This window comes from Methylobacter svalbardensis (assembly GCF_037671525.1).
Lineage (GTDB): Bacteria > Pseudomonadota > Gammaproteobacteria > Methylococcales > Methylomonadaceae > Methylobacter_A > Methylobacter_A svalbardensis.
The window spans coordinates 1-20,233 of the sequence record NZ_JAWPOH010000043.1 but is presented as its reverse complement, the minus strand read 5'-3'; the positions used below and the strand labels follow the sequence as shown (position 1 = coordinate 20,233).

19 protein-coding genes are annotated in these 20,233 nt (G+C 47.9%); 7 read left to right on the top strand and 12 right to left on the bottom strand.

Going from position 1 to position 20,233, the window contains the following annotated elements; translation table 11 throughout:
• Positions 1-27 precede the first annotated feature (27 nt).
• From RW114_RS14725 to RW114_RS14680, 10 genes are all read right to left on the bottom strand, one after another.
• Positions 28-1,455, bottom strand: a complete 1,428-nt coding sequence (locus RW114_RS14725; protein WP_340123518.1) for a flagellar hook-length control protein FliK — start codon at positions 1,453-1,455, stop codon at positions 28-30.
• Between the two features lie 30 nt (positions 1,456-1,485).
• Positions 1,486-1,944 (bottom strand): flagellar export protein FliJ, encoded by a 459-nt coding sequence (gene fliJ / locus RW114_RS14720; RefSeq protein WP_340123517.1) that lies wholly within the window; start codon positions 1,942-1,944, stop codon positions 1,486-1,488.
• A 29-nt stretch (positions 1,945-1,973) separates the two neighbouring features.
• Positions 1,974-3,338 (bottom strand): flagellar protein export ATPase FliI, encoded by a 1,365-nt coding sequence (gene fliI, locus RW114_RS14715; RefSeq protein ID WP_340123516.1) that lies wholly within the window; start codon positions 3,336-3,338, stop codon positions 1,974-1,976.
• Entirely contained in the window at positions 3,335-4,186 is an 852-nt protein-coding gene (locus tag RW114_RS14710) for a flagellar assembly protein FliH (RefSeq protein WP_340123515.1), read from the bottom strand. Before RW114_RS14710 ends, fliI begins: the two co-directional genes overlap by 4 nt.
• Positions 4,173-5,183 (bottom strand): flagellar motor switch protein FliG, encoded by a 1,011-nt coding sequence (gene fliG, locus RW114_RS14705; protein WP_340123514.1) that lies wholly within the window; start codon positions 5,181-5,183, stop codon positions 4,173-4,175. The genes RW114_RS14710 and fliG overlap by 14 nt, the downstream gene beginning before the upstream one ends.
• Positions 5,176-7,005, bottom strand: a complete 1,830-nt coding sequence (gene fliF, locus RW114_RS14700) for a flagellar basal-body MS-ring/collar protein FliF (RefSeq protein WP_422614821.1) — start codon at positions 7,003-7,005, stop codon at positions 5,176-5,178. The genes fliG and fliF overlap by 8 nt, the downstream gene beginning before the upstream one ends.
• A 22-nt stretch (positions 7,006-7,027) precedes the next feature.
• Complete coding sequence (gene fliE, locus RW114_RS14695) at positions 7,028-7,345, bottom strand: flagellar hook-basal body complex protein FliE (protein WP_340123512.1); 318 nt, start codon at positions 7,343-7,345, stop codon at positions 7,028-7,030.
• Positions 7,346-7,404: 59 nt separating this feature from the next.
• Positions 7,405-8,790, bottom strand: a complete 1,386-nt coding sequence (locus tag RW114_RS14690; protein ID WP_340123511.1) for a sigma-54-dependent transcriptional regulator — start codon at positions 8,788-8,790, stop codon at positions 7,405-7,407.
• A complete protein-coding gene (locus RW114_RS14685) occupies positions 8,787-10,079 on the bottom strand; it encodes a sensor histidine kinase (protein WP_340123510.1) in 1,293 nt (430 codons plus the stop codon). Before RW114_RS14685 ends, RW114_RS14690 begins: the two co-directional genes overlap by 4 nt.
• 122 nt (positions 10,080-10,201) lie before the next feature.
• Positions 10,202-11,668: a sigma-54 dependent transcriptional regulator gene (locus tag RW114_RS14680; RefSeq protein ID WP_340123509.1), complete on the bottom strand. Its 1,467-nt coding sequence runs from the start codon at positions 11,666-11,668 to the stop codon at positions 10,202-10,204.
• A gap of 270 nt (positions 11,669-11,938) precedes the next feature.
• On the opposite strand from RW114_RS14680, the gene RW114_RS14675 reads away from it, so the two are divergent.
• From RW114_RS14675 to RW114_RS14665, 3 genes are all read left to right on the top strand, one after another.
• Positions 11,939-13,189 carry an HlyC/CorC family transporter gene (locus tag RW114_RS14675; protein WP_340123508.1) on the top strand — a complete coding sequence of 417 codons (1,251 nt, stop codon included), beginning with the start codon at positions 11,939-11,941 and terminating at the stop codon, positions 13,187-13,189.
• A gap of 110 nt (positions 13,190-13,299) precedes the next feature.
• On the top strand, positions 13,300-13,938 hold the full coding sequence (locus tag RW114_RS14670) for an FHA domain-containing protein (RefSeq protein ID WP_340123507.1): 639 nt from the start codon (positions 13,300-13,302) through the stop codon (positions 13,936-13,938).
• A 4-nt stretch (positions 13,939-13,942) separates the two neighbouring features.
• The gene (locus RW114_RS14665) at positions 13,943-14,311 is read left to right on the top strand and encodes a PilZ domain-containing protein (protein WP_340123506.1); all 369 of its coding nucleotides are present in this window, start codon (positions 13,943-13,945) and stop codon (positions 14,309-14,311) included.
• A 60-nt stretch (positions 14,312-14,371) separates the two neighbouring features.
• On the opposite strand, the gene radA is transcribed toward RW114_RS14665, so the two are convergent.
• Both radA and RW114_RS14655 read right to left on the bottom strand, forming a co-directional pair.
• A complete protein-coding gene (gene radA / locus RW114_RS14660; RefSeq protein WP_340123505.1) occupies positions 14,372-15,748 on the bottom strand; it encodes a DNA repair protein RadA in 1,377 nt (458 codons plus the stop codon).
• Positions 15,745-16,218, bottom strand: coding sequence for an ATP-dependent zinc protease family protein (locus RW114_RS14655; RefSeq protein WP_340123504.1), 474 nt, complete (start codon positions 16,216-16,218; stop codon positions 15,745-15,747). Before RW114_RS14655 ends, radA begins: the two co-directional genes overlap by 4 nt.
• 123 nt (positions 16,219-16,341) lie before the next feature.
• On the opposite strand from RW114_RS14655, the gene corA reads away from it, so the two are divergent.
• The 4 genes from corA (at position 16,342) to RW114_RS14635 (ending at position 20,038) form a co-directional block, all read left to right on the top strand.
• Positions 16,342-17,403 (top strand): magnesium/cobalt transporter CorA, encoded by a 1,062-nt coding sequence (gene corA, locus RW114_RS14650; protein WP_340123503.1) that lies wholly within the window; start codon positions 16,342-16,344, stop codon positions 17,401-17,403.
• A 185-nt stretch (positions 17,404-17,588) separates the two neighbouring features.
• On the top strand, positions 17,589-18,464 hold the full coding sequence (locus RW114_RS14645) for a M28 family peptidase (RefSeq protein WP_340123502.1): 876 nt from the start codon (positions 17,589-17,591) through the stop codon (positions 18,462-18,464).
• Positions 18,465-18,513: 49 nt separating this feature from the next.
• The gene (locus RW114_RS14640; protein WP_340123501.1) at positions 18,514-19,137 is read left to right on the top strand and encodes a phosphoribosyltransferase; all 624 of its coding nucleotides are present in this window, start codon (positions 18,514-18,516) and stop codon (positions 19,135-19,137) included.
• A gap of 13 nt (positions 19,138-19,150) precedes the next feature.
• Complete coding sequence (locus RW114_RS14635; protein ID WP_340123500.1) at positions 19,151-20,038, top strand: helix-hairpin-helix domain-containing protein; 888 nt, start codon at positions 19,151-19,153, stop codon at positions 20,036-20,038.
• Positions 20,039-20,233 lie beyond the last annotated feature (195 nt).

Genomic DNA, 20,233 nt, shown 5'->3' with positions numbered 1-20,233 from the left:
TTGGTTTATCGGGTTAAGCTACCTAGCCTATGCGTATATACTCAACAAGCCCTTGCTGACCACAGCCCGTCCGTTTTCAATTTCCAGCTCTATATCATCAACCCCATCACTGGCGGTGCCCGCCTCACCCTGCCCCCGATCATCAGCGGCTTGTGCGGATTTTTGCGATTGTTGACGCCCCTGATCTGACGTAGTGCCCTGGGAAATATTCACCTCCACCAAGTCAACCTGCTGAGCACCCATCATTTCCCGTAATTTGGGAATGGATGCTTCAAGAGCCTCTCTTGTAGCCGCATGCTGAGCTGTAAAAACAACAGTTGCCTGATTATCAGCCACATCAACACGAACCGATATGGGACCAAGATGCTGTGGATTCAATCTGATTTCTGCCGAGGGTATCGCCCTGCTGCTGATCCACACGATCCGCTCACCTAAATCCTTATTCCATTCCGGATGCGATAGCGGCTTGGTTATTGCTGGAACATCTGTTTTATTGTCAACAACCGTTCTATTAAGTGGCATTATGTCCGATCCAACTCGAGGTAAGGCCTTCTCCCCTTCTAAACTTAAGGTCTGCAACTCCCCCCGCCCAGTCATTTCCGCTTGCCCTACATTCCCAACGTATTTTAAATCAAAGCCCTGCTTTTCCTGATCTGCCTGACCAAAAACAGCTTCACTCCGCGGCGTATCATCGGGAGCTTTCGCAGACTGATTCGGCTTAGCACCCTCCATTAATGGCTTTATAAAAGATGGCAACCCACCCTCTTTAATCACATCTTCAGGCGTCAAATTATTGACTGACTTTCCTTGCTCAACCGGCACAACCACGGGAAGGATGATGACTGCCCCCCCTTCATTTCCACGATTATCTTCAATACCCGTTATTTGAGCCTCGCCTTTAACCTGCTTCTCACCAGACTTATCAATTGCAGGCTTCAAACCCGTTTGAACCGAAGCATTCGTAACAACGTCTTTCAGGCTTTGCTCGGCTTCAGCGACCGCATCTGTCAGGTTTTGCTCAGCCGGAACAGCCATTGCAATCACATCGTTCATGTTCTGCTCAGCCACTGCCGCCTTTTCTCCAGCAGTAGTGCCCACGGCGATATATTTTAATGTGTCGGCTATCGCAACCAAGGCAGCTTCACGCTCAACGTCAACTTTTGTTTTGTATGACGACGGCAAATCATTGCCTAATAAAACGGCAAAATCTTGCGTATCAACATTATCCGTCGGCAAACCGACAACATCGCCGACATTTTCCAAAACAGCAACATCCGATGTCTGTAGAGACAGCGGACCCTCGGTTTTCATATTGCTCAACAACTCAATCTGCGCAACCAATGCACTGGAGAAGCCTTCGGAACTAACTCCACCATCAGCCAAAGGTGGCGACATGCCTTCAACCGTACCGTTACTTAGCGCCGAAGATGATAAACTTGTATTTTCTATATTCACAATCAATTCCCCTGGTGTCGTTATCGATTACTAAGCATTCCCCGTGCCACCTGCATTATTACGACCGGCTCTGGATGCTCGCTCATCCTGCTCCAGCTGCTCACGCTTAGCTTCCTGCTTCATTTCCACCACCAAAGCTGAATCACAAACCTTCTGCAAACTTTGGGTTTTCTGATGCAGCCCTTCCCAGATTTTTCTTTTGGCCATTAATTCAGCTTCAATTGATCTCAACACTTGCTCCTGACCAATGATTGCCTTATCAAGCTTATCAATAAACGATCTAAACTCCAGAAGCTGCGCGATATTGACACCCTTACGGCCTAACAGGTCAAATCTATCCTGGTATTCCCGCCGATAATTCTTTAAGCCGTCGACCTGAGTCTCCATCGTTAGCAGCTTTCTCTGAACGGCACCCAGTACTTCCAAAGCGTTTTTTTCCTGCGTCGCCTTAATATCTACTATGGTTTTAATGCGCTGCGATTTTTTCACTTATGTCCCTTGTATAAGAGGTTTGAGCATCAGCCGGTGGTCGGTCTGTTTACACCCAATAATAAGGCCAACTCCTGTAAACTCCGTTCCATATCAACCGGCTCATCCATGTCCTGCTGCAAAAAATCTAAAATCGCCGGATTTCTTTCAATGGCCTTGTCGATTCTAGGATCTGATCCTGGCTGATATGCACCGACACTGATTAAATCGCGGTTTTGCTGATAAAGTGAATACATTCGCCTTAACTCCCGCGCCATTTGCAAATGGCCGGCATCAATAATGTCCGGCATAACCCGACTGATTGACGCCTCTATATCGATGGCCGGGAAATGCCCCGATTCGGCCAAGCTCCTGGACAATATGACGTGCCCATCCAGCACCCCTCGAGCCGCATCGGCAATAGGATCATTAGTATCATCGCCTTCGGCCAGAACCGTATAGAAGGCGGTGATAGATCCTCCGCCGTGATCGGCATTACCGGCACGCTCAACCAAATGCGGCAACTTGGCAAAAACTGAAGGCGGGTAGCCCTTGGTAGCCGGCGGCTCGTCGATAGCCAGAGCAATTTCACGATGCGCCTGGGCAAACCGCGTTAATGAGTCCATCAACAACAAGACATCGAGCCCCTGATCACGAAAATACTCGGCAATGCTGGTTGACAATAGCGCCGCATGAACGCGCATCAAAGGCGGACAATCCGCAGGCGAGACCACCACCACAGCTCTTTTAAGCCCTTCTTCACCCAAGGTCTTCAGTACGAACTCATTAACTTCTCGTCCCCGCTCGCCAATCAGGCCGACCACAATAACATCTGCCTTGGTAAACTTGGTCATCATGCCCAGCAATACACTTTTCCCTACGCCGGTGCCGGCAAACAAGCCCATACGCTGTCCGCGCCCAACGCTGAGTATCGAATTTATTGCCCTAACTCCAACGTCGAGCGGCTCACGAATCGGCTTTCTCGACAACGGATTGATCGGCACACCATTGAGCGAAATCAGTGCATCGGTTTTAAGCGGGCCTTTGTCATCAAGCGCATTGCCTGCACCATCCAGCACGCGTCCTAATAGACCGAAACCCACTCTAGCCAAGCTATTTTTACCCATGGGAATGACCCGACAATCCGGTTCCAATCCATGAACTTCTGCGGTCGGCATCAAAAAAATGCGTGCATCGGAAAAACCCACGACTTCTGCCTCAATCATCCTGCCATTCTTAGTTTCAATTCGACAGCGGGAACCAATAGCTGCTCGACAACCGACCGCTTCCAGCGTCAACCCTACCATACGGGAAAGTCTGCCTTCGACAATCAGCTCAGGTACTTCAGCTAATCTTTCGGAATAGGGTTTTAATTTAGCCAGCCAAATCTGTGACCGATCTACATCCGGAATCACTCGTTTTTATCCTCGGCAACTGCTCCTGCGTCGCCTAAAGCGCCTACTTTTGGTGCTCTCGGCAACCGCTCCATGCGTTGCTCTACCTCCCCCGTCCGTGGGGTCGTACCTCCTCCATCCCTGGAGTCGTCGATAACGGCTCCTGAACCCCGGCAGTCGTGCTCCCGTTCACCACCCAATATAGCCGAGATAACAGCAGCCAATCGATGTTCTACAGTTGCATCAACATGTGAAATTTCAGTATCGACTTTACAGCCGCCACGGGTAATTAACGGATCCTCAACTATGTTCCAACTGGGTGACATTTCATCCAGCGCTAATGCGGAACGCACTAGTTCGGCATCTTCAGGATGTAATCTCAGACTGATCTTTTGTGACGCCAGCGGCAAGACATTGATGGTTTCCCGAACAACAGCCACGATTTGTCCTGGATCCAACTTAATTTCCCTACGTATTATTTGCGTTGCGATACCGATAGTCAGTTTAACCAGCTCTTTTTCCACTTCTTCATCTAGCGATTTAAACGGTTCGCTTAAGGACTCCAAAAGACTGACCAGTGTCGCCGCTTGGCTTTGCAACAAGTGCAAATTGTCCTCATAGCCTTTTTTTGATCCCTCGTCAAAACCTTGCTGAAAACCGTGCATCTTACCTTGCGCAAAGGCTTCGTCATACGCCTGTTTTTGCATGGCTTCAATTTCATCAACCGTTAAAATCGGCGTCGGCTCAACCTCTATTTCCACCGTCTCCGATTCCCTAGACAGCTCTGCTCCGGAGACGTCCGGCAGACTCCATAATCTTAACGATTCCAGTTCGGAGGCTGTGAATCTTGGCGCCTTAGATGAGTTCATCACCACCGACTCCCATTTGTATCTCGCCCGCATCGGCTAGTTTTTTAGCAATAATCAATATATCTTTCTGTGCTAATTCCACCTCACTTATCTTAGCGGGCGGTGAAGCCTCCAAATCATCACGCAGCATTTCTGCTGCCCGTTTGGACATATTGCTGAATATTTTTTCCTTAAGCTCACTACCCACACCCCGCAACGCCAGCAACAATTGTCCGGTTGAAACTTCACGCAACAAGGTTTGCATACCTCTTTCATCAATCGTAGTCAGGTCTTCAAAGGTAAACATCTTCTCCTGAATTTCCTGAGCCAATTCCGACCTGTGCTCGGCAATTCCGGACATGACTAAATCGGCAGCACCGCCATCCAGGAAATTTAAAATATTAGCCACCGCATCAACACCGCCGATATTTGTTGATTTGACATTATCAGAACCGGTTAATTGTTGCTCCATAATTTGATCCAACTCACGCAGGGCGGCTGGCTGTATGCCTTTCATCGTTGCAATCCGCATCATCAAATCAGAACGCATACTTTCGGGCAAAAACATTATCACATCCGCTGCCTGCTCACTTTCCATTAAAGACATAATGGTCGCGACAATCTGAGGATGCTCCAACCGGATCATGTCTGCAATCGACCGGGTATCCATCCATTTCAGCTGTTCAATCCCCTTGGTGTTACCACCTTGTAAAATTCGATCAAGGATACTGTTCGCTTTATCTGCACCCAAAGCACTGATCAATACGGTACGGATATACTCATCAGTATCCATCCCCAGAGCAGTCTGCCTCTTTACCGAGACAATAAATCCCTCAACCACTTCATCCATCATCTCTATGGAAATCTCCCCCACGCTTGCCATCGTGATACCTAAAACCTGCACTTCTCGGGGAGACATGTGCTTTAGAACGAGCGCGGCCCTATCCATTCCCAACGCCAACAACAATACTGCGGCACGATCAACCTGGGTTAGCTCTTTTGCTGGTGCCTTAGCCATCTTTTTTAATCCATGATTTAATAACTTGCGCGACTATTTTCGAATCATCATCGACCAGTCTCTTCACATATTCCAAGCGATGTTCGTAACTCTGAGGCACATCCAATAGCAGCAGATCCTGCATTTCCATTTCATTGGGCATCGAAAAGCTTACGCTTTGTTGACCGGTCGCTACAGCGACAGGCACACCTTGTTCATTAAAGCGAACAGCCCCCCCTATAGCGGCTGCCTTTTCTTGCGCCTCAGCTAGAGCTACGGATTTTTTCTCTTCTATATCCCGACCGACAAGACTGCGCATCGTGGGTCGCAACACCCCAAAAAGCAGGAATAATACGGCCAACACCGCAGCAGCTTGTTTCATAAGATCAAGAAACCAGCCGTGCTCCCAAACAGGTATTGCCGGCAATGCCTCAATAAGTTCGTCCATTTTGAAAGTCACATTAGTGACGGTAACCTGATCGCCCCGACTACTATCAAAACCTACTGCCTGCTTTATCAGATCACTAAAACGATTAACATCTTCCTGAGAATAAGACTGCGCTTTAAACGTACCATCGTTCTGGAGTAAATGCCGATCATCAACAACCACAGCCACGGACAAGCGGCGCAACCCTCCTGTCGCTAATCGGGTATGAGTAATGGTTTTATCCAACTCGTAATTTCTGGTGGCATTTTTTGCAGCCGAACCGGGCGAGGCAGCCGAACTTGCTGCCGTCGAACCCGGCGCAGCTGATGCTGCCGGTATTGCGGGTATTGTTTCCGGAGCCACACCTGCAGGAGTAGGTTGATTTGATAACGCGCCGGGAACACCTTGAGTAACGGACAACGTACTTTGTTCTTCCGATGTTTGTTCGCTTCTTAAAGCCGGCAAATCCGGATTGAACATTTCCTGGGTTCTGTCAGTCTCGGTAAAATCCACATCTGCTGAAATTTGCACGCGCATTCCGTCGCTGCCAACCAAAGGCGACAAAATATTTTGAATCCTCCCCATCAGATGCTCTTCAATATTTTTCTTATATTCGAATTGCTTGGACGTCAAATTACCTGCCACTGATGAGTCATTGCTGTTTAACAGCCGGCCTTTTTGATCGACGACAGTCACTTGAGTTGCATCCAGTTGCGGCACACTGGATGCAACCAAATGAATAATGGATTCGACCTGGCCTTTATCCAGCGACCTGCCTTGATATAAATTAACCATGACCGAAGCGCTGGGGTTCTTACGCTCCCTGACAAACACCGACTGTACAGGGATGGCTAACAGCACTCTGGCCGTCTTTATATTCTGGATGGACATAATAGTCCGCGCAATCTCACCTTCCAGGGCTCGTTGAAAACGCATAATTTCTACACTTTTGCTGGTACCGAAGCCCTGATCTTTATCCAGCAGCTCGTATCCCGTACTGGTACTTCTGGGCAATCCTTGAGCCGCTAATTTGAGTTTTACTGTACTCACGTCATCCATCGGCACCATAATGGCTCCAGAGCCGCTTTCGACTTTATACTTGATAGACTCCTTATTGAGAATTTCAAGAATTTCCGTCACATCACTTTCACCAATGTCGGAATACAAGCGCCCATAAGAAGGTTCCTGCGACCATAGAACAATAGCAACACCCATAGCAACACTAAGGGCCAGACCCAGCATCAGCCCCAGTTGACGCGCTATAGTCAGCCCAGCCAAACCTTTAATGGCGGGATGCGCATCGACCTTGGCCGCTAAAATATGAGACGCTTCACCCTCAAGGTGCCCCTTGCTCGTCGCCATTGACTCATTCCGGCGTTTTGCCTCAATTAAACTATTACCGCTCTGTTCGCTCATTTTATAATCACAGTTTGCCGAACTACATTGGCATATTCATGACATCTTGATAGGCTTCAACTAATTTATTTCTGACCTGTAGCATGGCCTGAAATGAAACACTAGCCTTTTGCGAAGCCACCATAACTTCAGCGAGACTTACGTTAGTATCGCCAGTCTCAAAAGCCTCCGTCATTTTTACGGAAGTTTGCTGGGTATCATTAACCGCGCCGATGGTCTGCTTTAGCATTGCCGCAAAATCAGCGCCGCCTCCACCTGTTTCCGGCACTTTACTGCTGCCGGCCTCAAGTGACATTGCCCGCATCTGAGCCAAAACTTGATTTACATTCATCTCACTCATGGGAAGGTCCTCTTACATTCTTAATAGTACAGAATTTAAAGCATTTTCAATGCCACATTTTAGCATGAAATAATTACACCCGAATCTTTCATCCTCGCCATTTTATAGCGAAGCGTTCTGGGACTAATGCCCAGCTTTTCAGCCGTTATCTTGCGACTGCCGTTTTCCATCTGTAAGGTTTGCAAAATAATGCTTTCTTCGGCAGACCGAACCCCTACACCCAAACCGCCGATCTCGGGTTTTTCATCTACAAGCGTTGTCTGCATCGTCTGTACGGCCTCGAACGAAGTCCGTATCGCCATCATCGAACCGGAACCCTCGAACACCAAATCGTCAACAGTAATCTTATCGTCAGACCGCAAAATAAGAGCCCGCTGCACCACATTATCCAATTCTCTGACATTACCAGGCCAGCTGTAAGCCTGCATTTTCTCAACAGCCTGACTGTCAAATTCAGGCACAATTTGGCCGCTTATACTATGGCGCTGCATTAAGTCCTGCGCCAGCGGCAAAATATCGCCTGGTCTGTTGCGTAACGGCGGAATATTAATAGGAAACACGTTGAGACGATAATACAAATCCTCACGGAACAATCCCCGCTCCATCTGTTCTTTTAGCTTCTGATTGGTGGCCGCCAAAATTCTGACATTGAGTTTGATTTTTTTATGGCTGCCCAGACGCTCGACTTCCTTTTCTTGCAATATCCGCAATAATTTTGCCTGCAAGCCTAAATCCATTTCGGCAATTTCATCCAACAATAAGGTACCGCCCTGGGCTTGCTCGAATTTTCCCGGCATGGACTGAACCGCTCCGGTATAGGCGCCTTTTTCATAACCGAACAACATCGCTTCCAGCATGTTTTCAGGAATAGCCGCACAATTCACTGCGATAAAAGGCCCGCGATGGTACGTTGAATTCTGATGAATATAGTGGGCAACAACCTCTTTACCCGTTCCACTCTCGCCCTGCAACAACACGGTAACATCGGTTTTAGCGACTTTAGCTGTCAGCGCATAGAGTTTTTTCATGCTTTCGTCTTGCACGACTCGCTGATTTTCCGCTGTATTGGCCGCAGCCGGATTGGCTACCACATAATCAGCCACCTTGTTGACCAGCGCCTGTGCATCAAATGGTTTGATAAGATAATCGGATGCGCCCGCCTGTATAGCTTCAACTGCCTTGGGAATGGTCCCGAAAGCCGTCATCAACAGCACCGGTGTTTCCGAATATTTATACTGCATATTTTTTAACAACTGAAAGCCGTCCATAACCGGCATCTGCACATCGCTAACAACCAGTTTAAACTTACCAAGTTCCAGTTTGAGTAATGCTTCAGTACCATTACGAGCAGAAACCACACGATAACCGGCTATATCCAGGGTGTCACAAAGCGCTTCACATAACGACAGATCATCCTCGACAACCAACACATCATACTGTTTCATGACTCATGACCTCTCTGATCGTAGCTTTGATGATTCTCGTTCCCACGCTCCTGCGTGGGAATGCAGTCCGGTATGGGTTCCCACGCAGGAGCGTGGGAACCCGAGGGCAAACTAAATACTTGTTGTATACAAGGCAGGACTAATGAAAAAACAGCGCCCTGCCCCAGAACCGATTCAACCTGCACATGACCGCCATGCGCCCGCACCACACTGTCTACGACAGCCAAACCCAATCCGGTACCGCGGGTCTTGGTGGTGAAAAACGGTTCAAAAATCCGCTGATACAGCTCCTGGTTAATGCCTGGCCCATCATCCTTAATCACTATCCGCAGCTCAAAACTATCAAGCTGAACCACCGATATTTGTATACATCCAGACTGGCCTACCGCATCAACCGCATTATTCAATAAATTAAGCAACGCGCCGCGCAAGGCATTTTCATTACCCAACATAGCGTCATCTTGTGCCTCATTAATAATCTGCAAATCAATTCCGCCGCTATCGGTATATTCTTTCACCGCTTCCCTGAGATGATTTAACAGCTCGACCAAGGAAAAAGTCTCCATCGCCAAGCGTCCGTCTTTGGCAAAAATCAACATATCGTTAACCTGCCTTTCCAGATAATGCAGACGTTCAAGAATTTTTTGTGAAAACCGCAGCCGCCTTTCATTATCCAGCGCCGGACTACTCATTTGCGATGCATAGAGTATTGCTGTCGCCAACGGCGTTCTGACCTGATGCGCCATACTCGCCACCATTTCCCCCATGGCCGATAACTGCTTTTGCTGATTGAGCATATCTTGCAGGTTACGCATTTCACTGACATCCGATAACAAAATAATTTGTCCGGAATCAGTCGGGGCATTGCAGGCAACCTCTCTACTAATGGTCATATTTACCCGTTTACCATTAATCAACTGTCGCTCATGATGGTTGCCAACGACGGGAATCAGGCTACGAACAGCAACGTCGAACCAATCCTGACCAATCAGCGGCTCAGCTAAAAAATCCATCGCTACCGCATTGCAGTCTACGACCTTTCCGTCCGAATCCAACACAATGACGCCAGCGGGAAGCGCTGCCAATATTTTTTCTAAACGGCTGGCAAGTTTTTCTTTTTCTTCAAGGGTCTTGAGTCGCTCACTATGGGCGAAAGCAAGCTCACCGTGCAGTTTAGCAACTTGCTCTTCCAGTCCTTGGTAAGAAACAGATAAATTCTGGGATAGCTCGTTAAAAATACGAAACGCATCGGTAAGCTGTTCGGTTTTCTGCTTTTTCTGAGTATTCATATCTAATCGCTTTGGTTTTCTACAACGTAAATTGACTAATAAAAATCAAGCAAAAACCAGACCAAATATTAATTCACTTTCTGTTCAAGACCTTGAGAATAAGATGACAGAAAATTGACTTCCTAACGTTGAAAATCATATTTGCGTAATTTTTCAACCAGCGTTGTGCGCCTCATATTTAACCGTTTGGCGGCATGAGCCACCACCCCATTGCATTCGCTCAACGCCTGACGTATCAAATCGACCTCTAAAACATTCAAATATTCTTTCAAATCGATACCCTGTTCCGGTAACTGCGCTAATGCGGTAGATGATCCATCAAAAGCACCGACAACTTCAAGTTGCTCGGACTGAGCGTCATCTTCTTCTGTATTAATCGCCTCTGTAGCATCAATTATTTGTTCAGATAATGGCTCAACAACATGATATCGTTGAAACTTTTCCGGTAAATCAGCCGCTTCGACGAGCCCCTTAGGGTTAATAATAGCCAGACGTTCAATCAAATTCGCCAATTCCCTGACATTACCCGGCCATTCATGCAGCATCAACACCGCCAATGCGGCATTGGTCAGTCGCACCGAGCCGCGATTGGAAGCTTCCATACGAGCGATAAGATCATTCACTAACAGCGGAATATCTTCAGCCCTGTCCTTTAACGCCGGTAATTCGATAGGAAAAACATTTAAACGATAAAACAGATCCTCCCGAAATCGGTTTTCTTTTATCTCATTTTCAAGAAATCGGTGTGTTGCTGCAATAACCCGCACATCGCAATGCAGGGTTTTGTTGCTGCCTACGCGCTCAAAGGTGCGTTCCTGCAAAATGCGCAATAACTTGACCTGCATAGCCAGAGGCATATCACCAATTTCATCCAGAAAAAGAGTTCCGCCTTCCGCCATTTCAAAACGGCCTTGCCGGGCGCTTAAAGCGCCGGTAAACGCCCCTTTCTCATGCCCAAACAGCTCACTTTCCAGCAATTCACCCGGGATCGCGCCGCAATTGATAGGCACAAACGGCTTGTCTCTTCGAAAGGAAGCATCATGCAAAGCGCGGGCAACCACTTCCTTGCCAGTTCCTGACTCGCCCAGAATTAACACCGTCGCATCGGATTCTGCAACCTGGTCAATCAACTTACGAATACCGACAATAGCCTGACTCTTACCTTTTAGCCGCTCAACTGAAGACGAACGACGATCGGATGCTTCACGCACCGTAAAAGACCTTTGCATGCCGGATACTGACAGTTTATCGAGTATCGGTTTCAACACAGGATACGTAGTCGGCCATTCCAACACTTGAAATACGCTATGAGTAATTGCGGTAGAAACCTGGAGCAGTGTTCCTTTGTTAATTAACAAAATAACCGGGACATTATTCGCCCGCCCCACAATATCAGTGAGCACAGCTGCTTGTCTTTCAATGCCATCACCGGCAAAAACAGCACACAACTGATCAATTTCGCTAAAACAAGATATATAATCCACTGAACCTGCGGTTTCTATCCTGTATCCCATAAACTGAAAAACCGTCTCCAGTTGTTGGATTCTTGCTTTATTATCGTCAATTAACAAAATACGCGGCAACGCCATATTTTTACACTCATTACTCACATTGAGGCCATTTAGATTAACCTTACGCCTTCCGCAATACTAATTGCGGCTCATCACCCGACCTAGCTATTTGTCAAAGTTAAGCATCGAATCATCATCATGTCAAAATTCTTTTTATTTCATACTGTTCTAAGATCTTTTTAATGTGATTTACACAAATAAATCAACCTATAACTCACATCCAGGCTTGACAAAAATTTCTCATCATAGACACTAGAGTTGTTTTCACAACCCCAGAGTACACTTTCTTTGAACGATATACCCCTTAGTATGCTGTTTGGCATACTTGCCGCCATGCTTATTCTTTCCGCTTTTTTCTCCGGCTCGGAAACGGCCTTGATGACATTAAACCGTTATCGTTTAAAACACCTGGTTAAACTAAATCATTCCGGTGCCATCAAAGCACATCAATTACTGCAAAGACCGGAGCGCTTGCTCGGCTTAATTTTACTGTGTAATAACTTTGTTAATAATTTCGCTTCATCGATAGCGACTGTCATCGCCATTAAACTCTACGCAGATGAAGAATCCAGTGTCGCTATCGCCGCCGGAATTTTGACTATCGTAATGCTTATTTGCTCGGAAGTAACACCCAAGACACTTGCCGCAATTAAACCCGAGCCGTTTGCCTTCCCGGCCGCCTGGATTTACACCCCCTTACTAAAAATCCTGTATCCTGTGGTTTGGTTCGTCAATTTATTTGTTAATCTGTTACTCCGCATAGTCGGTGTCGATGTCAAAAAAAACCGCCATGACGCACTCAATAAAGACGAATTAAAAAGTATTATTAGCGATGCAGAAAGCTTAATGCCGATACGCTACCAAAAAATGCTGATGGGCATCCTCGAACTGGAATCGGCGACTGTTGAAGACATCATGACGCCGCGCAATGAAATTATCGGCATTGACCTTGAAATGCCGATTGAAGACATCATTGCTCAAATAAAAACCAGCCCGCATACCCGATTGCCCGTCTATAAAACCAGCATCGACAGGATTATCGGTTTTATCCATTTAAGAAAAATACTGGTACTGCTTAATCAGCAGGATTTTGACAAGCAAACCCTCATTAACTGTCTGGATAAACCCTCGTTTATCCCTGAAAGCACCCCGGTGCACAACCAAATGCATCGCTTTAAGCATGAAAGAATCCGCATAGGCCTGGTAGTCGATGAATATGGCGATGTCCAGGGACTGGTTACGTTGGATGATTTGCTTCAGGAAATAGTAGGGGAGCTGATCACCGACGATATCGCCGTAAGAGTCCAAAGTGACGGTAGCTATCTGGTTGACGCCAATATTACCATCAGGGAATTAAACCGCGTCACACAATGGGCGCTTCCTACGGAAGGGCCAAAGACACTCAACGGGCTTATCATTGAGTTTATGGAAACCATACCCGAGACCGGAACCAGTATCAAACTGCATGGATATCCTCTGGAGATCATAAAACGGGATGAGAATAGCGTTAAACTGGTTAAATTTTTACCGATAAAATAAACCGTTATCACAATACCGAATAAGCGATAAGCCAAAAAATGGAATTTCTTGAATAACTAAAATAATACCGTCTATAATTAAAACTCATTTAAAGATGTGTTACCGCGATAATGGCAAAACTCACTGTTTTTTTTAAAGATAAAGCAATCCATTCAGGCCTGTTTGAAAACGGTGTTGTGCATATCGGGCGCGATGAAACCAATGACTTAACCATAGACAGCCTGGCAGTCGCCCCCGCACACGCCGTCATCATTATTCGTGACGATGCCTGCGCTATCAAGCAACTTAATGATGGATTCCCGCTAATCATCAACGGTGAAGTAATCAAGGCTTGCAATCTCAACAACAACGACATGATCTCAATGGGCAAGCATGCCATCCTTTTCAATACCGCAGAATCTATAGAATTTCCCACCGCATTCAATAATGGCCTTATTGACGACGTAAAATCACTTAATCAGGAAATTGACCGCGAATTGCATAGTCCCGCCGCCAATTTGCAAGTCATGAACGGCACTAATATCGGTAAAATCCTGCCGTTAAAAAACGCCATGACGCGACTTGGCCATAATGATGGCAACGGTGTTATTGCGATATCAAAGAGAAAAGAGGGGTATTTCGTTTCGGTATTGGAAAACAGCGGCACGATAACCGTAAACAATGAACCCTTGGACGATAGATTGCTAAAACTGAACACGAATGATGTGCTGGTTATCAACAACACATCCCTGCAATTCTTTTTGAATTAAATCCATGCATCCCATAGAAAACAACGATAACCGCCATTTTCACCGCATTCATTTTGCGGGTGAAGCCACCTTAAGCTGCGAAGGAAAAACCTGGGGCTGCGAAATTATTGATCTGTCCTTAAAAGGCTGTTTATTAGGCTTTAAACTTCCCTGGCAACAAGATCAGGAAAAACTCTACACCCTCACCTTGCCGTTATCCGAAGAAACCCAAATAAAAATGGAGCTGACCGCCATGCATGTTGTAGGCGACAAGGCAGGCTTTAAATGCGAACACATCGATATAGACAGCATCTCTGAACTACGCCGCTTAGTTGAGCTCAATCTCGGCAGCAGCGCCTTACTGGAAAGGGATTTGTTGGCGTTAAGCGAGTAACATCAGGCAAAGGGCGAAAGGCGAAAAACACTCTCCAGTCCTTCGCCTTTCGCCTCACTCTCACATCTCTGAAAGAATATCCAACGCCTCCGAAAGCGTAGAGACTCCGTGAATTTCCAGCCCATCAATCGATTTTTTAGGCACATTGGCCTTCGGTATCACCGCTTTTTTGAAACCGTGTTTTGCCGCATCATTAAGTCGTGCATGACCATTAGCTACCGGCCTGATTTCACCGCTCAGGCCGATTTCCCCGAAAAAAAACACATCATGCGGAATCACCTTATCTCTCAGACTAGAAACAACGCCCACCACAATAGCTAAATCGGAACTGGTTTCCGTCACTTTAATGCCGCCGACCACATTGGCATAAATTTCATCATTTGCGGTAAAAATGCCGCCGTGCCGGGATAGTACAGCCAGCAGCATCGCCAGACGGTTTTGATCGAAGCCCACCGCCAGTCGCCGGGGGTTGCCATACTGACATTCGGTCACCAGCGCCTGAATTTCCACCAACAGCGGCCGCGTCCCTTCCCACAGCACCGTCACCACGCTACCCGAGGAAGGCTTATCCGGCCGGTTTAAAAACATCGCCGAGGGATTTTTAACCTCTTTAAGCCCCGTACTATCCATCGCGAAAAAACCCAATTCACCGACGCTGCCGAAGCGGTTTTTGTCCGCTCTCAACACCCTGAATCGGGCGTCATCGGTAGATCCCAGCATCACTTGGGTATCGACAATGTGGCTCAAAGTCATCGGCCCCGCCAGCGATTGATCCTTGGTCACATGGCCAACCATAAATATCGACACATCATGCTTTTTGGCATATTGGGTCAAATAACTGGCCGACTCCCTGACTTGAGAAACCGAACCCGGCGCCGATTCCGTATCCTGGGTATGCATCACCTGGATCGAGTCTATGACCAGAATTTGCGGTTTGACCTCATCCAGCACATCGCAGATTCGCTGCACCGACGTTTCGGCCAGCATCATGATTTTGTCCGCAGGCAGCTTGAGCCGGTGCGCCCGTTCGGCAATCTGTTGCAGCGACTCTTCGCCGGAAACATACAGCACGCTGACGCCACGCGCAGCAATATTGGCAATAGCCTGCAACAACAGCGTACTCTTGCCCGCTCCAGGCGCTCCGCCGATCAGCACCACGCTGCCGCAGACTATCCCTCCGCCCAGAACGCGGTCGAATTCGGAAATGCCGCTAAAAATCCGCTCCGCCTGGGAAAGATTAACATCCGATAATAATTTGACCTCCGATCGGCTTCCGGCATAACCTGCCGTACGGCTATTACGCTGTGTCGTTGCTCCGCCCAGCCTGATTTCCTTAATAGTATTCCATTCACCACAACTGGTACATTGTCCGCCCCAGCGTGGATAATCGGCACCACACTGATCACAGACAAACGCAGTCTTGTTTTTCTTGCTCATGGTTTTCCCCGTTCCAGCAATCGCTGGTATTCAAGCGTATCGGGTTTACCCTGTAGATACGAAGCGCCAGGATCGACAATAAACCGGGTATCCATCGCAGTACGTCCCAGCAACATACGAAAACGCATGCTGTCCCGATTGGTCAAGGTCATTTCAGCCCTGATCACTGACTGCCCCAAAAATAACTGGGTTTCTATCACATAACGACGCTGTTTATGTCCGCCGGAATCCATAACCAGACGCCGGTCTTTAACCGGAGCATGACATTCAATCATCACATCGCAACGTTTTTGCAAAGGATGAATCGCAAACATCAGCCAGCGTTGACCGCCCTTTCGATAAGGCTCGATAGCGAACGCATGCAAAGCCGACGAGCGCGCCCCGGTATCGATTTTCGCCTTAATCTTCGCCAGCTTAAGTTCCGGCAGGGCCACCCATTCGCGCCAGCCCAACATCGGTTTATCTATCATCTGTGTAAAGCCTGATTCTAAAGTTATACTATGCCCAAACAACGGCCGGAACATCGGTAAAATGTGTGCCATTATGCTTGAATAGGCCCGCCGAATAAAAATATTTATCAAAAAGGATAAACCATGTCTGGATCATTGAGTTATGCTTCCGAAAAATCAGGTTTGCCGCCCGGCTCTCTGGTGCATGTCGGCGAGGTACATGAACACGAACATAAAATCACCGTCATTGATTACAATAAATCAACGCTAACCCAACGCACCATCAAAACCATTGCAGAGCTGCAGCCCTATAAAACAACCGATACAGTCACCTGGGTGATTATCGACGGCCTAAAAGATGTTTCAATTATTGACGCGATCGGACAGCATTTCGATATTCATGTGCTAGTGCTTGAAGACATTCTTAACACCCACCAACGCCCAAAATTCGAGGAATTTGACGATTATTTATATATTGTCATCAAAGCGATTGCGCTAGCTGATGAATTCAATGTGGAATATGAACAAGTCAGTTTGTTACTGTTAAACAAATTCGTTTTTACTTTTAAAGAAAAACCGGATGCGCTATTCGACCCGATTTTTAACCGACTTAACAACGATAAAGGTCATCTCAGAAATCTTGGCACGGATTACTTAACCTATATCATCATGGATACTATAGTCGATGAGTATTTTTCCCTGCAAGACACCTTCGATGAACTGATTGAAAATGTTGAAGATGAATTACTGTCCAATCCATCGGCGCAAACCCTGAACACCATCCAGAAAATCAAGCGCGAATTGATTTTTTTACGCCGAAGCGTATCACCGCTACGGGAATTGCTGGCCTCCATTCAGCGTAGCGATTCGCCGCTGCTTAATGACAAAACCAAACGCTACTTCGGCGATATTTACGATCACGTCATACGCGTGGCAGAAGCCATGGAATCCTACCGGGACTTGATTGCCGGTATGCTGGACATTTATTTATCCAGCGTCAGCAACAAAATGAACGAAACCATGAAAATACTGACCGTGTTTGCGTCCATTTTTATACCGTTAACTTTTATCGCCGGGGTCTACGGCATGAATTTCGAATACATGCCGGAGTTGAAATGGAGATGGGGCTACCCGGCATTGTGGGCGGTATTTATCGGCGTGTCATTATTTTTGCTGAGGTTTTTCAAGAAAAAGAACTGGCTTTAGCTACGTAAAATTTACCGACATGTACCGATGCTAAATCTGTAGACTTAAAGTGGGTCCGGTCCAATGTTTTGTTGTCGTCAGCTCAGAGCCAATTTTTTGCTTTGTAACACGGGCAATCCCCAGCTTGATACGAACATCGCCGGAGCTCTTGCCAACTTTCGTTTTAACTTTGTCGGCACAGAAACATGAACGAAATTTCAATTCAGCGCTTACGCACACATGTCTATGAACTTGCCGGTAACATCGGCGAGCATAATATTTTTCATCCGGAAGCGCTCCATGCGGCGGAGGCTTATATTACCCAAGAATGGCAGCGGCAAGGCTATGACGTCCGTAAGCAGACTTATACCGCTCACGGTATCGAATGCGCCAATCTTGAAACTACCCGCACCGGTAACAGCCGCAACAACGATGTCATTCTGATCGGCGCTCATTATGATTCAGTCCTTGGCAGTCCGGGCGCTAACGATAACGGCAGCGGCGTTGCAGCGTTGCTGGAACTTTCCCGCCTGTTCAAGAATGTTGCGCCTGAAACCAGCCTGCGTTTTGTCGCTTTTGTGAACGAAGAGCCGCCTTTTTTCTTCTGGCCCGGCATGGGCAGCATGGTATATGCCAAAGCCGCCAGGCAACGCGGTGATCCGATACGTTTTATGATCTCGCTGGAGACCATAGGCTATTATCGGAACCAGCGAGGCAGCCAAACTTATCCGCCTTTACTGAAGCATTTTTATCCCGATACCGGTAACTTTATTGCGTTTGTTTCTAACTTGCGCTCCCGGCACATCTTGCGGGACTGTGTTCGGGCGTTTTCGTCGGCGACGGATTTTCCGGTGCAATCCATCGCCGCTCCGGCCATTGTGCCGGGAGTGTCCTTGAGCGATCAGCTGGCGTTTTGGCGGCACGGTTACAAGGCTTTGATGATTACCGATACCGCTTTCTACCGTTACCCCTATTACCATACGGCTCAGGATACGCCGGATAAGCTCGATTATGAGCCGTTTACAGAAATGACTAACGGGCTGTTTTTAATGTTATGCCGGTTGGCGAACGCAATGCATTAAAGCCCGGAATCGTCCCCTTGACTATTGCCGATAAGCCCGAGGTTTCGATATGAATGAAGAATTACCCTGTACTCTGATCACCTGGGAAGATGTCTACAGTTTATGCCGCCGACTGGCTCAAAAATTGCGCCAGGCAAATTTCCGGATCGATGTCATCGTCGCCGTAGCGCGAGGCGGTTATATACCGGGACGGCTTTTGTCGGACATGCTCGACATCCATGATCTGACCGCCTTCAAAATCGAGCATTATCAAGGCGCTTATAAACAGCATCAGGCCTATGTTAAGTACCCGTTAAATGCCGACATCAACGGACGAAACGTCCTGCTGTTGGACGATGTCTGCGATAGCGGCGATACCTTTACCGTGGGCGTCGAACATCTCCGGCACTGCGGCAAGGCGATCGAAATGCGCACAGCCGCCATGCACCTCAAAACCGTTTCCAGCTATATTCCCGACTTTTACGTCGAAACGGTCAGCGAATGGCGATGGCTGATCTATCCCTGGGCGGTTAATGAGGATTTATCCAGCATGCTTGCGAAAATGCGGCTCGATAATGCCGACACGGCCTTGCTGCAACAGCAACTCAAGCAGCGCCATGGCATCGATGTAACCGGCAGGCAGATAGAAGATGCGCTGATGTTGCTAAAGCAACAGCTAATTCAATCAACATGAGGTCTTGTGCAAGATGATAACCAATAAAGAAATCGCCGCAAAACTGCGCCAAATCGCCGACTTACTGGATAAGCAGAGAGCCAATCCTTTCCGGGTCAGCGCCTATCTGAATGCCGCCAAGACCGTCGACACCATGGCCGAACCGGTCGAGGATTTACTGGGGCGCGAGGGTTTTTCGGCGTTGCTGGACCTGCCCGGAATCGGCGAAGGCATTGCCAGATCCATTAACGAATACGTAATGACCGGACGTATGAGCCGCTTGGAAAGCTTGCAGTCAGGGCATGATCCCATCGCGTTATTCGAACAGATTCCGGGCATCGGCCCCAGGTCGGCGCACCGGATCATAGAAACGCTGCATATCGACACCCTGGAAACCCTGGAACTGGCGGCGCATAACGGCCGCTTAAACAAAGTCCCCGGCTTCAGCACCAAAAAAATCGCTTTGGTGCAAACCTGGCTTGCCCATGTCCTGGGTTATCGCCGTCCGCGTTTCGAAGCGCAGCAAACCATTGCCGAGCCGCCGGTCGAATTATTGTTGAAAATAGACGAACAATACCGCAAAAAAGCGCAAGCCGGAGAGCTGCCGACCATAGCGCCGAAACGCTTCAACCCGACCGGCGAAGCCTGGCTGCCCATCTTGCATGCGAGCAGGAAGGGTTGGCATTTTACCGCGTTATATTCGAATACCGAGCGCGCTCACCAGCTGGATCGCGTCAATGACTGGGTGGTGATTTATTTTTACGATGATAGTCACCACGAGGGCCAGCATACCGTTGTCACCGAAACGCGAGGCCCTGCAACCGGCCAGCGGGTGGTTCGGGGCCGCGAAAAAGAATGCAGCGAATATTATGCGGAACATGCTGTAAATGACGATGTCGCCGGGAGAGGTTATCCACGGTAGATCAATATCGCGGGCTGGATTGTCTGCGCCTAAGGTCGGTTTTCTGTTAAGGGTTGTCAGATGCCTGCCCCTCCTGCGTAGGACTGCAAGATGCCACAGATCCTAGTGGGCAGGCGCCTGACAAGCCTCGAGGGAGGAAATCGCGGGATATACTAAGGCTGGTCACGACAGGCGATGGACTATGGAGATTTGAGT